Raw genomic sequence first — 16,676 nt, 5'->3', positions numbered from 1 at the left:
CTTTAACTTCAAAAGGATGATGAACATATGGAAATCATCTCTTTGGCTCTATTTACAAAAGATGTATCAAAGCTGTTTCATCTGATATCAAAATTTTTTACCATTAAAAGGGATATATTATGGGGTTTTTAAGGGCTGACTAAGTACGAAAATTTAAGTCAGAAAGAGAAAAATTTACAGGAAGTACAAACATCATTAATTGTCAAAGGTGAACAGCATCTAATTCCATCAGACTTGATTGCTGCTCAAGGTCAAATTTATTTAATTGACCAGGGAAAAGAATATTTTATCCATAGATTTGACTCAGATTTTGATAAAATTGATAATTCATTTTTGGAAAAAGGAGATGGCCCTAATCAATTTAAAAATACGCCACTGGTTTTTACTAATAGCTATAATAATTTTCTAAATATTATAGAATTATCTAGAAATGAAGTTTATCAACTTAATATAGAAAATGGAGAGCTTGAAGAATTGGTAGCTCTGCCTGAATCATTAGGCCTTATTAATCAAGCTAAAAATTTAGGTAAAAATCAAATAATAGGAAAAGCAGGAAATACGAATGGAAATATTTTTTACTATGATTTTGACAATAAAACATTAAAAGCAACTGAATACACTCCCATACTTACTCAATCTATTAAAGAATCAGATAAGAAATTCGTTTATAATTCTTTTATTGAAACCAACCAAAAAAGTGGAATTGTTGTAGAAGCAATGCAATATTTTGATGTTTTCAATTTCTATGATTCTAATGGTGATATTATTAATTCAATTGGAAGTAAAGAGCACCAAAAGTTCTATGAAGATAATGAAGGTTCCTTTTCTGGTCCAAATACTAAATTGCACTATGTTGATGTCACTGGTGATGAAAATTTTTGTTATGCATTGTACTTAGGGAAATCAACTAAAGCTGCTAACAGTCAATTTAAAAGTGTAGATATGATTATTAGAATTTTTTCATGGACTGGTGATTATATTAATTCATTTAAATTGAATAAATTATGTACCTCCATCACTGCGTAGGAAGGCCAGTTATTTGGGATTGACCCTTCTAATGAGCAAGACCCACTATTCGAAATTAAAACCAGTGAATTATCACTGTAATTATCCTTATGGCCTTTTGAGTGATTCATCCATCACTTTCTCCTTTATTAGCGAATTTATTTTGAATTTCTTCAAAGGCCATATCCATTTCATTAAAATCAAAAGGTGATTTAATAAATTTTGCTGTTTTATCTGAAACAATAATGGGTGTTTTAATTAGCTGAGGGTGTTCTTTGAGTAATTGTAACAGGTCATTATCGTCAAAATCTTTACCCTCTATTTTATCTTTATAATAATCATTATTTTCATCCAACAGATCTTGAACTGACACATTTAATTTGGTGGCTATTTCTGCCCACTGGCGCTCTGTAATAGTTTCATTATCTAAGTCTATCGGATTGATATAATGCTGGTCTAATGATTTGGCATAACCGTAGGCTTCACGTTCTTTTATTTGAGTACTATTATAAATGAATTTGAATTCCATATCTGATTTTTTCTTTGTTCCCATATATATTGAACTAGATAAAAAGAATGAAGTTTCAAGTTTATCGGTTTTACTTGGTTGGTAAATGTCCAAATGGAGCGAACAGATCAGATATGATCCTACTATTTAGGAGAAATGTAGATTAATTTTAGAAGCCTCTAAAATATTGGTATTCTAAATTTTAGGTATAGATTCAACTCAGGATTCAATTTAATATTTGTTTGGCCGTAACCAGGTATGTTTTTCACTTCATAATCATCAAAATTATCATATTCTTGAAGTGATTTTAAACGGAGCTTAAATCCTATTGAAAGAAAATCAGGAATATTTTTCTTGCCTATATTCCTTACTTTTTTCTCGGAAGTTAGTACCAATTCTACCCAAGTTGCAGTTAAGTTTGTGCGGCTAATCTCTCCACTTTCGTTATCAAATATAGGGTTTCCTATTTCATAGGCTATATTTTCGTTAAAATTAGACTGAGCATAGCGCACTCCCAAGAATAAATAATTATTAGGGATTACTGTGAAATGATAGTCTAATCCTACTCTATAATAATCTCCCTCGGATTTATATTCTGCATTTTTATAAGCATCATCTGGTGTAAGTTCGGCAATTCCATACTCACCAATAACAGAAATTTTATCCAAAATTCGCAAGTTAACAGCTCCCTCCCATTTTTCACTTCCATCAATTAGCAATGTGTGTAATTTTAAATAATCAAAAGTAAGACCAACGCTTAATAGCTGGACTTTCTCACTATTGACGTCTGTTGAATCTTGAGCTATTGACTGATTCATCAGAGTGAAGCAAACTAAAATCAGGTATAAGCCTTTATATTTCAACATAAATCTCCAGTTCATTACTAATACAATTTTGTATTGGATTACAACCAAAAGGACCTCTCAAGGATTCAAATTGGTGTTCAATAACGGTTAGATTCTTCGCTGACTTCGTGATTTTATCATTGATAGTGGTGTCAATCAGTTGGTATTGAATTTTTAAATATCTAATAGAGTCAGCAGATTCAATTTTAAACATATAATTTGATTCTCCTTGATTAGTATTAATAGGAATTCTAAATCTAGTTAAACTATCACCTCCATTTCTGTTTTGAAATAGATTAGTTTCGCCATTTATGGATTCTATACTTATAGAACCTTCATTAGTAGTCCTAATTAAGGCATTTATCAAAGCAAGAGAATCGGATTTAATTGCTTTAAGATTATTTAAGGAATCCGCTACTGGAGCATTTTCAGGATTGTCTAGTTCTTCATCAACCGCATCTATTTCATTTGTTATTCGCTCTTGGTAAGCCGTTAAGGTATCTAAAGAAGTTTCATTTAAGATTCTTAGATTAAAGTAAGGGTAAGCATTGTTTGGACCGCAATCATTGCAAGGCTCGCAAGCTCCGAAAAGAGTTACGCCTAGTAAAATGATACTTAAATATTTGATGGTATTATTAATCATGACTGTAAAATTAAACTTTCTTGTTGATTTATAAGCCTAAAAATTCATATGAAATCAGCATAAATTTTAGAATCTTTAATATCAATTGCGATTAGATTTACTTACCTCTGACTGGAACAATCAAATTTATGGTGATAACCTAAAAGCAGGTATTCAGATATTAATTTTTCTTTCGAATTATAGCCCACCCGAATGTTAAATAATAAAGTTAATAAACTTCAGACCTAATCCTGTGTAAAAGCAAAGCTGATGATATTTGCCCCCATTTTTAAAGCTTTTAATCTAACAGCATCAGGGTCGTTATGAATACTTTGGTCTTCCCATCCATTTCCTAAATCGCTCTCATAAGAATAATAACATACTACCCGACCTTCATAAATGATGCCAAATCCCTGAGCAGGTTTACCATCATGTTCATGGATTTTTGGTAGTCCATCTTCAAAATTGAATTTTTGATGATAGATTGGATGGTCAAAAGGAATTTCAACGAAGTCTTTTTCAGGAAATACTTTTTTCATTTCTAATCGAATGAATTGGTCTAAGCCATAATTATCGTCAATATGAAGAAATCCGCCTGAAATAAGATAATTTCTTAAGTTTTGAGCTTCATCATCAGAAAAAACCACATTCCCGTGCCCGGTCATATAAACGTAAGGATATTGATAAATTTCTTTGCTGCCCACTTCTACCACATAATCCTTTTCGTCCATAGGTATTTTTAATTCCCGCTCGCAAAATTCAATTAAATTAGGAAGAGCAGTTTTATTGGCATACCAATCTCCACCGCCATCATATTTTAATTTAGCAATTTTTACTTCCTGAGCATATGAAATAGAAGTGGTTAAAAGTAAAAATGAGAGCAGTTTGAAGATTTTTTGTTTCATGTAGACCTTTATATTTTTTAAAATGCATTAATGCTACTTATTCGTTTAACTCGTGGAAATCTTTTATTTTTAAAAGTAGCCCGTTTGGTAATTCCTCTTTTTTAAGAGATGTATATAAGCCGATAACATCCATTCCAGCACTTTTGGCCGATTGAATACCTGCTAAAGCATCTTCTAATACAACGCAATTTTCAGGAGAAATATTCAATTCTTCTGCTGCTTTCAGATAAATCTGAGGATCCGGTTTCCCTTTTATGACCATTGTGCTGTCAATCACTGCATCGAAATATTTTCTAATCTTGAGTCCATCCAAAGTGAAATCTGCATTGGCAGTAATAGCAGAAGTGGCTACAGCCATTTTTAGTCCAGCTTTTTTTGCCATGGGTAAAAACTCCATCAAGCCTGGGGTAGGGGCTAAATCAGCGCTGTACAAATCTCTATAAATTTGCTCTTTCTCTTCAGCTAGTCGCATCACTTCCTTGTGATCTGCATTAGGTTTCAATCCTAAAATAACCTCCTGAATAGTTCTTCCATTATAATGATTTTGGAATTCCTCCTCTGTTATGGCTTTACCAAACTGCTTTAGAAATTGCTTTAGCGCTTCTATATGGTAGGAAATGTTATCGATTATAACACCATCCATATCAAAGATGATGGCTTTTTTGTTGGAGAAAGCTTTGTGCATTTTCAAAAAATTGATAGATAACAAAGATATTGAAATTTTAGCGATCGAATAAGATTGGCAGTAATAATAGTACTTAATAGACTTTAAATTAAGCCACCAAATATCGTTTCCCAGGCATGGATTTGATAATTCCCTGCATTTCTAAATTAAGTAAAATTCCTGCTAACTGATTGAGACTAATTTGACTTTTGATGCTTAAAATATCAATTGATAGTTCCTTATTGTTTTGCAGTAGCGTATTCATCACGCTTTGTTCTTCCTGACTCAAGGTGGATAAATCTAAAACCTTTTGTTTGATAGCCGCTTGGTTCTCCAATTCCCAATTCATGATGTACAGTACATCGTCTGCCGTTTCAACCAAATGTGCTTTATGCTGTTTAATGAGCTTATTACAGCCTTCTGAGTAAGTATCCCCAATTCTTCCAGGGAAAGCACCAACTTCTCGATCATAAGAGTTGGCCAATTCTGCTGTGATTAAAGCACCACCCTTCTTAGCTGCTTCCACTACAATGACCAAATCTGCCATGCCAGCTATAATTCTATTTCTCGCAGGGAAATTAAATGCATCAGGTTTGGCGCCAAATGCTTGTTCAGAAATAATTCCACCATCTTGCTGCATTTCTAATGCGGTGGCTTTATGAGCTGAAGGATAAATAACATCCAGTCCAGATCCCAAAACTGCATAAGTGGAGAGCTTATGTTTTAATGCGGCTCTGTGAGCATGAATATCAATTCCATAAGCAAGTCCACTTAAAATAATGGGTTTTAATGGGCTTAGCTTTTCTATCATTTCTTCCGTGAGCTTTTTTCCGTAGGCAGTTGCATTTCTTGTCCCCACAACGGCTACTGTTGGTTGCTTTCTGTCAATAGGAAATTGTCCCTTGGTATAGATAAGAATAGGTGCATCAGGAATTTGTTTTAAGCGAAAAGGATAATTCTTATCTAAATAACTAATGATTTTCACGCCTTCTTTGACAGCTTTTTCAAATTCTTTTTCAGCGTAATTCGTGATTTCCCTGCTTTTGATATTGTCGATTGTTTTCTGACCAATACCAGGGATTTTTAAAAGCTTAGATTGTGGTAAATTTAGCACTGCTTGAGCAGAACCGCAGTGACTTATTAAACTTTTAATAGTAAGATTACCTATTTTGGGGATTAAATGCAGGCTTAGCAATGCCTTTTCCTCTGCATTCATATGGGTCTGTTTTGGTTGTTATATATTATCTTTGATTTCAGTTAAAAAACCTCTAATATTTCTTAATGAATCTAACATTTCCATTTTGTCACGAACCTCGTTAGAATCGTTTTTAAGCATATCTTTTGCGCCTTGCAAAGTGAATCCTTTTTCTTTTACTAAATGATAAATCAATTTTACATTCTCAATATCTTCTTTGGTAAATTGCCTGTTACCTTTACGATTTTTCTTAGGTTTGATAATATCAAACTCTCCTTCCCAGAAACGAATCAAAGAAGTGGCAACATCAAATTGTTCAGCTACCTCACCTATGGTGTAGTATTTTTTCTCTATGGTTTTTTCCTTGTATGGCACGGTGTTTTAAAATTGGTCTTGAATATAGCGAATATTCCCTTCAGGGTCAATTAAAATTTTAGATTCTGGAAAATCAGCTTCTGTCAATTCTTTTATTTTTTGCGCAGCTGCATGATTTTCATCTAATTCTGGTATTCCAGCACCCTTTTGGACTGCGGAAATGATTTTTCCCTTTACGAAACTTCCGTCTTCCGTAATCCAAATTTTAGCAATAGGAGCTAAGCCACTTTCTCCTCTTAAATTGAATCTTCCATAAGTGGCAAAATTCCCTAAGCTGTAAGCAATAAATCTGTTTTTATAAACTTCTATTGCTCGAGCTACATGTGGACCATGTCCGAAAATAATATCGGCTCCAGCATCTATCATTTCATGAGAAAATTCATATACATTTCCTCTGTTCTCCCCATAGAAAAATTCCCTTTCACGTGTTACATGTTGATATTTTTTACCTTCAGCTCCCCCATGAAATGAAACGATAATAATATCGGAAAGGGTGTCTAAATGGTGAATTAAACTTTTAGCGGCTTCTAAATCATTAATACTTTGAGTGCCATTGTTAGGTGAAAAAGCTACAAAACCATATTTAATTCTTTCATGCTCGAAGATGGTAAACGGTTGAGCCAATTGTCCGGCATGATGAATACCAAGGCTGTCTAATACTCGCATGGTATTTTTCCTGCCTGTTTCACCAAAATCCCCAGCATGATTATTAGCCAGACTCATCATATCTATTCCGGCATCTACATAATGTTGGGCTAAATGTTCAGGACTTCTAAAAATATAACAAACGGAAGGGTCTGAACAACTTTTGGCTTCTCCTCCTTCATTCAAAATTACCCCTTCCTGATTTCCAAAAGTTAAATCTGCATCTCTTAAAACATGCGCAACTGATGACAGCATATATTTCCCTGAATCAGGTGGTAAATAACCTTCATTTGGGAAATTGGTGCCAATCATAATGTCTCCAACTCCAATCACACTTATGGTATCAGGCTTTGTGGGATATGTATTGAGCGTAACTTCCTTTTGTGTTTGAATTGTATCTTTGATAGCCAATTGTAAACTATCTATCTGCTGCTGAACTGAATCAAGCTCTGCTTGTAATTCAGCAGTCGCAGAATTATCCTTTTGGTGTGTTTTTTGCAAGGACTTACATCCTGAGAGGATGAAAAGTATGATAAAAAATGTGAAAAGAGACTTGGTCATTTTTTATAGGGCTAAAAAAAGCAGTCTCTCGACTGCTCTTTACTATTTTAAATATTTTTAATAATTAACCTAGTGATTGATTTTCTCTAGATGACAATTCTAATAATTTTTCATACTCTTCATCGGTCACATCCTGATAGAAATAATGAACAGGATTTATTGGACCATCATCTGTGTGGATTTCATAATGAAGATGTGGTGCAGTGGATGTTCCAGTCGAACCAACAAAACCAATACAGTCTCCTCTTTTTACTTTATCCCCTCTTTTCACATTAAATGAGGACATATGAGCATATTTCGTAATGAAACCATATCCATGGTCTATCACTACTAATTTTCCAAAACCTCCGTATGTGCTACTTATTCTTACCACTTCACCGTCACCTGTAGCGTAAATAGGAGTTCCTCTAGGGGCAGAAAAGTCGCAGCCCTCATGCATTCTCATCACTTTTAAAATGGGATGCATCCTCATTCCATATCCAGAAGCTAATCTTTTTAATTCTTTATTTGGAATAGGTTGAATAGCAGGGATAGCAGCCATCATTTCCTCTTTGTTTTTTGCCATTTCCAAAATCTCATCATAAGATTTTGTTTGGATATACATTTGTTTCTTCACTTTATCCAGTTCTTGCATCATGCTCAGGATAAGTTTTTCTCTTTCTAGATCGCTTTCAATAATGTTTTTGTAACGCTCTGCACCACCAACACCAGCAGATCGAATGCTGGATGGAATTGGTTCTGCACCCATTATATTTCTATAAACTTCATCATCCCTTTCCTGCAAGGAGGATAAAACCTTTTGAACATTTGTGACTTCTTTTTCCATCATTTCATAATAGAATTGAAGCTCCTCATTTTCCTTCTTAAGTTGAGCCTCTTTAGGAGAATCAAAATATGAATAATAAACAAAGATGATTCCGACAGCTAAAATTAGAGATACAGACAAAAAGCCTAATAAATTTAAAAAGATGTCCCACTTTGAAACCTTTACTCGCTCGTATCTACAAGTTTCGGTATCGTAATAGTATTTAATTCTTGCCATTCCGTTTTAGACTAGTTAAAAACTTCTAATTTTGTATTCGGATTTACTAATCCGCAAAATTGCACAAAGGTTCATCAAAAATCAAATATTTTGGTGAATCAAATTGATAAAGGCAAATATATATAAAATATTTTAAAGTAAAACATTAAATACAAATACTTTACTACATGACTTCCAGCGAGATACGAAATAGATTTTTGAGCTTCTTTCAAGACAAACAGCATAAAATAGTGCCTTCTGCCCCTATGGTAATCAAAGACGATCCTACTTTGATGTTTACCAATGCGGGAATGAATCAATTTAAAGATTACTTTTTAGGTAATAAAAAAGCAGAAGTTACACGAGTATGCGATACGCAGAAATGTTTGCGTGTTTCAGGTAAACATAATGATTTAGAAGAAGTAGGACATGATACCTACCATCATACCATGTTTGAAATGCTTGGAAACTGGTCTTTTGGAGATTATTTCAAGAAAGAAGCGATTGAATGGTCTTGGGAATTATTGACTGAGATTTACAAATTGCCCAAAGATAGATTGTATGTCACCGTTTTTGAAGGAGATAAAGAAGATAATATCCCATTTGACGAAGAAGCTTATAATTTCTGGAACGGACATATAGATGAGAGTCGAATTTTGAAAGGAAATAAGAAGGATAACTTCTGGGAAATGGGAGATACAGGACCTTGTGGACCTGCTTCCGAAATTCATGTTGATTTAAGAGATGAGGCTGATATCGCTAAAATTCCCGGAAAGGATTTAGTAAATAATGACCATCCTTTGGTAGTGGAAATCTGGAATTTGGTATTTATTCAGTTCAATAGAAAAGCAGATGGAAGTCTTCATGCATTGCCAGCAAAGCATATTGATACAGGGATGGGCTTTGAGCGTATTTGCATGGCAGTTCAACATAAAAGATCCAATTATGATACGGATGTTTTCACTCCTTTATTAGATGAAGTAGCAAAGATTTCTGGTAAAAAATATGGAGAGCTAAGTAAGATTGACATTGCTTTCCGTGTAATTGTAGATCATATAAGAGCAATATCGCTCTCTATTTCTGATGGACAATTGCCATCCAACAACAAAGCAGGATATGTAATCAGAAGGATTTTAAGAAGAGCAGTTCGCTATGGCTATACTTTCCTTGATTTGAAAGAGCCTTTCCTTTTTAAATTGGTTCCGATTTTGGCAAAACAGTTTGAGGAAGTTTTCCCTGAACTGAAAGCACAGCAAGAATTGGTAGAAAAAGTTATCAAAGAAGAGGAAACTGCTTTCTTGAGAACTTTGGAGAATGGATTGAAAAGATTGGATAGCATTAAAACTGAATTAGCTGAAAGTAAAAACACCACCATTTCCGGAGCAATAGCTTTTGAATTATATGATACCTATGGGTTCCCATTGGATTTGACAGCATTGATTGCCAAAGAAAATGGATTGACTGTTGATGAAAGAGGTTTTGAGCAGGAAATGGCTAAGCAAAAAGACCGCTCAAAATCTGCTGCTAAAATGGAAACAGGCGATTGGCAGATTGTCAGTGAAGGAAATGATGTTGAATTTGTAGGTTATGATGAAATAAAAGCGGAAGGTAAAATTTTACGTTATCGCTCCGTGAAGAATAAGAATAAGGAGCAAATTCAGCTGGTATTGAACAAAACACCTTTCTATGCAGAAAGCGGTGGACAAATTGGAGATACGGGTATTCTGAAAGTAGGAGATGAAACCATTAAGGTTTTGGATACCAGAAAAGAAAATGATTTGATTGTCCATTTTGTGGATAGAATTCCTGCAAAATTGGAAGCACCAGTTTATGCTGAAATTGATAATAATAGAAGAAGGAAAATTGTATATAATCATTCGGCAACGCACCTTTTACATGCAGCCCTAAGAGAAGTTTTGGGAGACCATGTGCAACAAAAAGGTTCTTTGGTTTCAGAAAAATTGTTACGATTCGATTTTTCTCACTTCTCAAAAATGACGGATGAAGAAATCTTGAAGGTGGAAAGAAGAGTTAATCAGAAAATCAGGGAGAATATCCCTCAGCAAGAAGAACGGAATATTCCGATTGAAAAAGCTAAAGCAAAAGGTGCGATGGCCCTTTTCGGAGAAAAGTATGGTGATTCTGTAAGGGTGATTACATTTGACCCAAATTATTCGGTAGAACTTTGCGGTGGAGTGCATGTCCCTGCCACCGGAAATATTGGACAATTTAAAATCACTTCCGAAACTTCAGTTGCAGCTGGAATTAGAAGAATTGAAGCATTAACCGGAGAGAAGGCAGAAGAATATCATTTAAATCAAGAGGCAATATTAAAGCAGGTCAATGCTTTATTAAAGAACCCGAATGATTTGGCTCAGGCGGTGGAGCAATTGATGAAAGAAAAAAATGAATTGCAGAAATCCCTTGAAAAGGAGCAGTCAAAACAAGCGGGTCAGCTGAAGGATGAATTAATCAAGAATGCCGAAAAGCAAAATGATATTACAGTCATCATCAGTGAAATTACTTTGCCAAATGCAGATGCTCTGAAAAAATTATCTTTTGAGCTTAAAAATGAAGTTAATTCATTATTTGCCGTTTTAGCTTGTAATGTAGACGGAAAACCACAAATTTCTGTGGTGGTATCTGAGAATTTGGTAGAAGGTAAAGATTTGAATGCTGGAAAAATTATCAGAGATTTGGCTAAAAATATTCAAGGTGGTGGTGGAGGACAAGCCTTTTTCGCCACTGCTGGCGGTAAAAAATTAGAAGGTTTGCCAGATGTTGTATCTCAAGCTAAAGGGATGGCAAGCGAATTATAAAAGATGTCTGTGGAACAATCCATAAGAAATAAATATACCGTTGTTATTGGACTAGAAGTTCATGCGCAGTTGCTGACGGAAAGCAAATTATTCTGTTCTGATTCAACTGCTTTTGGAGCAAATGCCAATACACATATTAGTCCGATTTCTTTGGGTCATCCGGGCACCTTGCCTTTGCTCAATAAAAAAGCAGTGGATTATGCCATTAAAATGGGCTTTGCTTGTGAATGTAGCATTACTGAAGAAAATATTTTTGCCAGAAAAAACTATTTCTATCCTGATCTGCCAAAAGGCTATCAAGTTACACAAGATAAAGCCCCTATTTGCGTGGGCGGAAAAGTTTGGATTAAAGCTAAAGGAGAAACAGAAGAAAAAGCAATTGCCTTAAATCGAATCCACATGGAGGAAGATGCTGGAAAATCCATACATACTGAGGATTCAACTGATACTTTGGTGGATTATAACCGTGCTGGAGTTCCTTTGATAGAAATAGTAACTGAACCAGTTTTAAGAAGTGCTGATGAAGCTTATGCATTTTTAACAGAAGTTAGAAAGCTAGTTAGATATCTTGAAATCTGTGATGGCAATATGGAGGAAGGCTCTTTAAGATGTGATGCCAATATTTCTGTGATGTGTAAAGACGCAAAAGAATACGGAGATAAGGTGGAAGTGAAAAATATGAATTCCATCCGAAATGTACATCGGGCTATTGAGCATGAAGCAGAACGTCAAATCCAATTATTGGAAAAAGGGGAGAAGATAATTTCTGAAACTCGAGATTTTGATGCAGCTAAAGGCACCACTTCTAGTTTGAGAACCAAAGAGGAACTAAACGATTATCGCTATTTCCCAGAACCGGACTTATCGCCTTTGATAGTAGATGAAGCTTGGATTCAAAAGGTGAAAGAAGAAATGCCAGCTTTACCTCGTGAGTTAGCCAAGAAATTCACTCAAGAATATGGTTTACCAGAATACGATGTTCAGGTTTTAACAGATAATAAGGATATTGCTTTATATTTTGATGACCTTTGCCAGAGGACTAAAAATTATAAATCTGCTTCTAATTGGATAATGGGAACTGTGAAATCTTACTTAAATGATAAAAATTTAGCTATAAATGATTTCCCGATTTCGCCAACGAATTTAGCTGGATTGATTAATTTAGTGGATGAAGGTAAGGTGAGCAATACAGTTGCCAATCAGCAAATATTTTTTAAAATGCTGGAAAACAGAGGGTCTGATGCTGAAACTATTGCAAAAGAAGATAACTTAATACAGGAAAGTTCGTCTGAGACTATTCAGCCAATAATTGACCAAGTTTTGATGGAATTGGCTGATAAAGTAAAAGAGTATAAATCCGGCAGAAAAGGATTAATGGGCTTATTCGTAGGAGAAGTAATGAAAAGAAGTAAAGGAAAAGCTGATCCTAAAATCACCAATGAATTATTACAACAAACTTTAGAATAGAATATGAAGAATATTTTGAAAAATAGTGCTATAGCCATTTTTACAGCCTTGTTTTTAATAGCTTGTGGCGATACGGAAGAAAAAACAGGCACAACAATTAGTGGTGTTGTTGAAAATCCACAAGACCAAGGCGTGATTGTTTTGGCTAAAATAAGTGCAGGAAAAAGAGAGGTAATCGATACTTTGTATTTGGATGCGAAAAATACATTTGAAACCACCCTGGAGACTAATGCTCCTGAGTTTTATCAATTGAATTTTTATAATAATCAAGTAGCTACATTGATTGTACATGATAAGGACTTAGAAATTGTAGCGGATGGTGCAAATAGAAATGGCAAAATGGAAATTACGGGTTCCAAAGACATGGAATACATGAGCCAACTTCAAGATATCATGAAGAGGCAAAATGAAGAGGTTCAAGAAATAGACAAAGAATTTAGAGCGGCTCGCAATGCGAAGGATGAGGAGAAAATGAAAAATATTCAGGATGATTTTCTTTTGATGCAAGAAAGAAAGAAAGAGGATATCAAAAAACAAGTGGAGCAAATGTTGCCTTCCTTGGCTGCAATTCAAGCTATGAATTTTTTCAATCCAAATGAAGATTTTGAATTTATGAAATCTGTAGCGGATAAAATTGCAAGTGAACACCCCAAATCAGAAATGGCAATTTTCTTTAAAAATCAAATGGATGAAATGGCTAAAATTTCAGTCGGGGCAGTGGCACCTAATTTCACTATGCCAACTCCTGAGGGTAAAGAAGTAAGTTTAACTGACTTTAGAGGAGAGTATGTTTTAGTAGATTTTTGGGCTGCTTGGTGTAAACCTTGTCGGCAGGAAAATCCTAATATTGTAGATGCTTATAACAAATATAAAGGTTATGGCTTTCAAATTTTAGGGGTTTCTTTGGATAGAAAACGTGAGGATTGGCTGAAAGCAATAGAAGCGGATAACTTAGCTTGGACGCAAGTTTCAGAGTTGCAATTTTGGAGTACTCCAGTAGTTCAAGAATATAAAATTCAAGGGATTCCATTTTCTGTGCTGATAGATCCTGAGGGAAAAATTGTAGCGAAGAATTTGAGGGGCGATAGACTTCATGAAAAATTGGAAGAGATTTACGGAGGTTAATTTTTGGAAACTTCTTACTATTCATAGCCCTGATTCAGCAATGTTTCAGGGCTTTTTTATCTAATGCAATCTTTATTTATTGTAAAAGAAATTTGTATAGCTGCTTGCTTATTTCAGTGCGTCATTCCTGCGAAGGCAGGAATCTTGTATTATTGAAACAAAGTTTCAATAAATTATCCTTTGCCAACTTATTAATCAGATGTACATTCTAAACTTGAAAACACATTCTTAATATTTTAACCAAAGGTTAAAATCATTAGATCCCTGCCTGCGCAGGGATGACGCTCGGATTAAATTTAGTAGTTATATTTTAGGTAGATAAACTATCGAAAGATATCAAAACCACCCTCACCTCAACCCCTTATTAAAAGTAATAGTGAACTTAGTCCCCTTATCTACCTCACTTTCAACTGAAATATTTCCCCCTAAACTTGTAATATGTGTATACACTAAATAAAGTCCAACACCTTTACTATTTTCATTATGATGGAAAGTTTGATGTAATCCGAAAATTTTATCTTTAACTTTTTGCATATCAAAACCCATTCCTTTGTCTTCAAAAATCAATTCTGTTTTATCAGGATAATCCTTACTAATGATTTTTAAATAAGGAATAGTGCCTACTTTTGAATATTTTATGGAGTTTGTAGTCAAGTTTAAAATAATACTTTCTAGGTAATTTCTGTTAAAATATAGATAAGCCTGACTGCTGAAATCTGTCGTAATTTCAATTTTGGAACTTGAAATCAAATTATCGATTGAATCCAAAACAGATTTTAAACAATCTTCAATTTTTATTCTCTCCAATTTAACGATAGGACTATTATTATTACTCACTGCGTCAATATAGAAATTCATTTTTTCCTTAAGACTTTCACTTCCTTTTTTTAGTAAATCAATAAGTTTAAGATTTTTTTCATTTCCAATATCAGAAAGGTCAATCATATTAAGTAACGTTTGCATATTCTGAATAGGTGATCGCAAATCATGAGTAGTTCTGTAATTAATTTCTCTAAATTCGGCATTTCTATTACTAAGCTCTGCCAATTGATTATTTCTTTCAGATTCCAATCTCTTTTTGTAAGTAATTTCTTTAGCAATAGCAAAAATAGTTTGATCTTCATCTGATGGGATTGATGTCCAAGCTAACCAAATTATTTTTCCGCTTTTGGTAATATACCTGTTTTCAAAATTATGGAGCCTATTTGACTTTATTAATTCTTGTCGGTGAATAGAAGTGACTTTTTCGTCTTCAGGATGGATGAAGCTAAAGATAGGGCTGGCATAAAGTTCTTCAAAACTATAGCCTAATGTATTTACTACTGCTTGGTTAATTTTTTTGAAGTAGCCATCATAACCTGCAATACATACTAAATCAGGAGTCAACTCAAAATAACGCTCATAATTGAAGCCGGAAGTATTCATTAAACTATAGGAATTAAAATATGAATTTTTAAATATAGTGCATTTTAGGTAATAGCAGGGGAAAAATAATAGTATTAAAAAATAGTAAAATACCATAAATTAGGTTTAAAATTAGAGTGTCGTGCTAATGTCGGATATAAGCCCACTTAATTCGTTTTATTTTAAGGTTTAAAAAAGCTACTTGCCATGGTCAACAAAACAATATACAACATGAAACAACCTGAATTAGGCTATAAAATCCAAAATTGGAGAAAGGCAAAAGGACTTACGCAAGAAGAACTTGTAGAGAAATGTAATTTGAATGTTCGTACACTTCAACGAATTGAAGCTGGGGAAGTACTTCCAAGAAGTTATACTATCAAATCGATATTGGAAGTATTAAATGTAGATTTTTCAGAACTTAATTTGAAAGAAGATCAGCAAAATCAATTTTCAACTTTGCTTGAAAATAAAAGCTCATACTTTAAATGGGGAGCTATAATTGGAATTATTTATTTGTGCTTATCCTTTGTGGAGGGATTTATGGAAGTCGGCTTTTACTATGAAAGTGGCAATGATATTTCTGGTATAAATTACAGCTTAGTGAAAATAGGGGTGATGCTTACTTTTGCTGTTTTTTATTACCCAATTTATTTAATGGGAAAAGCATTGAATGACAGTTTACTTAAAATCAGTAGTTTATTCTTAATTGTACTTATTCTGGTCAGTAATATTAACGATATAGCAGTTTTTTATACAAGCTATATGTCAGTGGAAGTAGTATTGGTGGCAAGAAGCGTCATGTTTGGAATTGCATATCTTTTGATAGGTACAGCCTTTGTAATGAGACAAAAATCATTGGGTACTCTTTCTTTGGTTATAGGAATTTTTGCCATCGTTACTGGCTTGGGCTTCGTAAGCGTTTTAATGGCAATTCCAGCATTATTTACACTGACTATTTTTGAAATTCTAATGCTTGTATTGATTGTGAAAGCCATGAATGCAGATGGGCTTAATACTGAAAAGACTAGTAGTAAATTATCTTCTGTCGCTATTTAAGTTTTATTTTGTTTTCAATGTTAATATCATGTGAAAGAATTTTATAAAGCTTCTAACTGTGTTCTGTGCGTCATCCCTGCGAAGGCAGGGATCTTGTATATTGAAACGAAGTTTCAATACCTTGTTTTTGGAAATTCTGGACTTAAATGTACATCCTAAACTTCAAAACTCATTCTTAATATTTTAACCAAAGGTTAAAATCAAAAAATCCCCACCTTCGCGAGGATGACGCACGGATTAAGTTGAGTATATTTATTAATTCTATTATTTTATAGAAACCAAATATGCAACAAATAAGGAATATTTAGATCTAACTAGTCGACCCTTAAAAACTAATTAATACATTGATTATCAATTATTTAATTAATAAAAAGCTTTGATTTTTTTGCAAGTTTTCGTATTTTCCTGACAGAAACCTTGCAAATATTGATGCATGAAACCCATTAAAAAAGCTCA

The 16,676-nt window shown here is 33.9% G+C and carries 15 protein-coding genes; 5 read left to right on the top strand and 10 right to left on the bottom strand.

Annotated elements, in window-relative coordinates; all coding sequences use genetic code 11:
* The first annotated feature begins 234 nt into the window (after window positions 1-234).
* A complete protein-coding gene (locus VFM92_RS07450; protein ID WP_325121573.1) occupies window positions 235-1,026 on the top strand; it encodes a BF3164 family lipoprotein in 792 nt (263 codons plus the stop codon).
* Between the two features lie 106 nt (window positions 1,027-1,132).
* On the opposite strand, the gene VFM92_RS07445 is transcribed toward VFM92_RS07450, so the two are convergent.
* From VFM92_RS07445 to VFM92_RS07405, 9 genes are all read right to left on the bottom strand, one after another.
* On the bottom strand, window positions 1,133-1,558 hold the full coding sequence (locus tag VFM92_RS07445; protein WP_325121572.1) for an arsenate reductase family protein: 426 nt from the start codon (window positions 1,556-1,558) through the stop codon (window positions 1,133-1,135).
* 134 nt (window positions 1,559-1,692) lie between these two features.
* Complete coding sequence (locus VFM92_RS07440) at window positions 1,693-2,394, bottom strand: DUF6048 family protein (protein WP_325121571.1); 702 nt, start codon at window positions 2,392-2,394, stop codon at window positions 1,693-1,695.
* Entirely contained in the window at window positions 2,366-3,001 is a 636-nt protein-coding gene (locus VFM92_RS07435) for a hypothetical protein (protein ID WP_325121570.1), read from the bottom strand. The genes VFM92_RS07440 and VFM92_RS07435 overlap by 29 nt, the downstream gene beginning before the upstream one ends.
* Window positions 3,002-3,225: 224 nt before the next feature.
* Window positions 3,226-3,885: a DUF4159 domain-containing protein gene (locus VFM92_RS07430; RefSeq protein WP_325121569.1), complete on the bottom strand. Its 660-nt coding sequence runs from the start codon at window positions 3,883-3,885 to the stop codon at window positions 3,226-3,228.
* A gap of 37 nt (window positions 3,886-3,922) precedes the next feature.
* Window positions 3,923-4,570 (bottom strand): HAD family phosphatase, encoded by a 648-nt coding sequence (locus tag VFM92_RS07425; RefSeq protein WP_325121568.1) that lies wholly within the window; start codon window positions 4,568-4,570, stop codon window positions 3,923-3,925.
* A gap of 88 nt (window positions 4,571-4,658) precedes the next feature.
* The gene (gene dprA / locus VFM92_RS07420) at window positions 4,659-5,765 is read right to left on the bottom strand and encodes a DNA-processing protein DprA (RefSeq protein WP_325121567.1); all 1,107 of its coding nucleotides are present in this window, start codon (window positions 5,763-5,765) and stop codon (window positions 4,659-4,661) included.
* Window positions 5,766-5,783: 18 nt separating this feature from the next.
* The gene (locus VFM92_RS07415; protein WP_325121566.1) at window positions 5,784-6,119 is read right to left on the bottom strand and encodes a MerR family transcriptional regulator; all 336 of its coding nucleotides are present in this window, start codon (window positions 6,117-6,119) and stop codon (window positions 5,784-5,786) included.
* Window positions 6,120-6,125: 6 nt separating this feature from the next.
* Entirely contained in the window at window positions 6,126-7,325 is a 1,200-nt protein-coding gene (locus tag VFM92_RS07410) for a CapA family protein (protein WP_325121565.1), read from the bottom strand.
* Between the two features lie 64 nt (window positions 7,326-7,389).
* Window positions 7,390-8,367, bottom strand: coding sequence for a M23 family metallopeptidase (locus VFM92_RS07405; RefSeq protein ID WP_325121564.1), 978 nt, complete (start codon window positions 8,365-8,367; stop codon window positions 7,390-7,392).
* A 167-nt stretch (window positions 8,368-8,534) separates the two neighbouring features.
* On the opposite strand from VFM92_RS07405, the gene alaS reads away from it, so the two are divergent.
* Genes alaS through VFM92_RS07390 form a run of 3 tightly spaced genes read left to right on the top strand, consistent with a single transcriptional unit; the run spans window position 8,535 to window position 13,757 of the window.
* Complete coding sequence (gene alaS / locus VFM92_RS07400; protein WP_325121563.1) at window positions 8,535-11,165, top strand: alanine--tRNA ligase; 2,631 nt, start codon at window positions 8,535-8,537, stop codon at window positions 11,163-11,165.
* 3 nt (window positions 11,166-11,168) lie between these two features.
* Complete coding sequence (gene gatB / locus VFM92_RS07395; protein WP_325121562.1) at window positions 11,169-12,632, top strand: Asp-tRNA(Asn)/Glu-tRNA(Gln) amidotransferase subunit GatB; 1,464 nt, start codon at window positions 11,169-11,171, stop codon at window positions 12,630-12,632.
* Window positions 12,633-12,635: 3 nt separating this feature from the next.
* The gene (locus tag VFM92_RS07390; RefSeq protein ID WP_325121561.1) at window positions 12,636-13,757 is read left to right on the top strand and encodes a redoxin domain-containing protein; all 1,122 of its coding nucleotides are present in this window, start codon (window positions 12,636-12,638) and stop codon (window positions 13,755-13,757) included.
* A 348-nt stretch (window positions 13,758-14,105) separates the two neighbouring features.
* On the opposite strand, the gene VFM92_RS07385 is transcribed toward VFM92_RS07390, so the two are convergent.
* Window positions 14,106-15,182 (bottom strand): PAS domain-containing sensor histidine kinase, encoded by a 1,077-nt coding sequence (locus VFM92_RS07385; RefSeq protein WP_325121560.1) that lies wholly within the window; start codon window positions 15,180-15,182, stop codon window positions 14,106-14,108.
* 210 nt (window positions 15,183-15,392) lie between these two features.
* Here VFM92_RS07385 and VFM92_RS07380 point away from each other — a divergent pair, with 210 nt between their 5' ends.
* A complete protein-coding gene (locus VFM92_RS07380) occupies window positions 15,393-16,220 on the top strand; it encodes a helix-turn-helix transcriptional regulator (RefSeq protein ID WP_325121559.1) in 828 nt (275 codons plus the stop codon).
* Window positions 16,221-16,676 lie beyond the last annotated feature (456 nt).

It is taken from the genome of Marivirga sp. (genome assembly GCF_035704835.1).
Lineage (GTDB): Bacteria > Bacteroidota > Bacteroidia > Cytophagales > Cyclobacteriaceae > Marivirga.
Note: the sequence above shows the minus strand (reverse complement) of the source record. Positions and strands in the feature narration are given on the sequence as shown.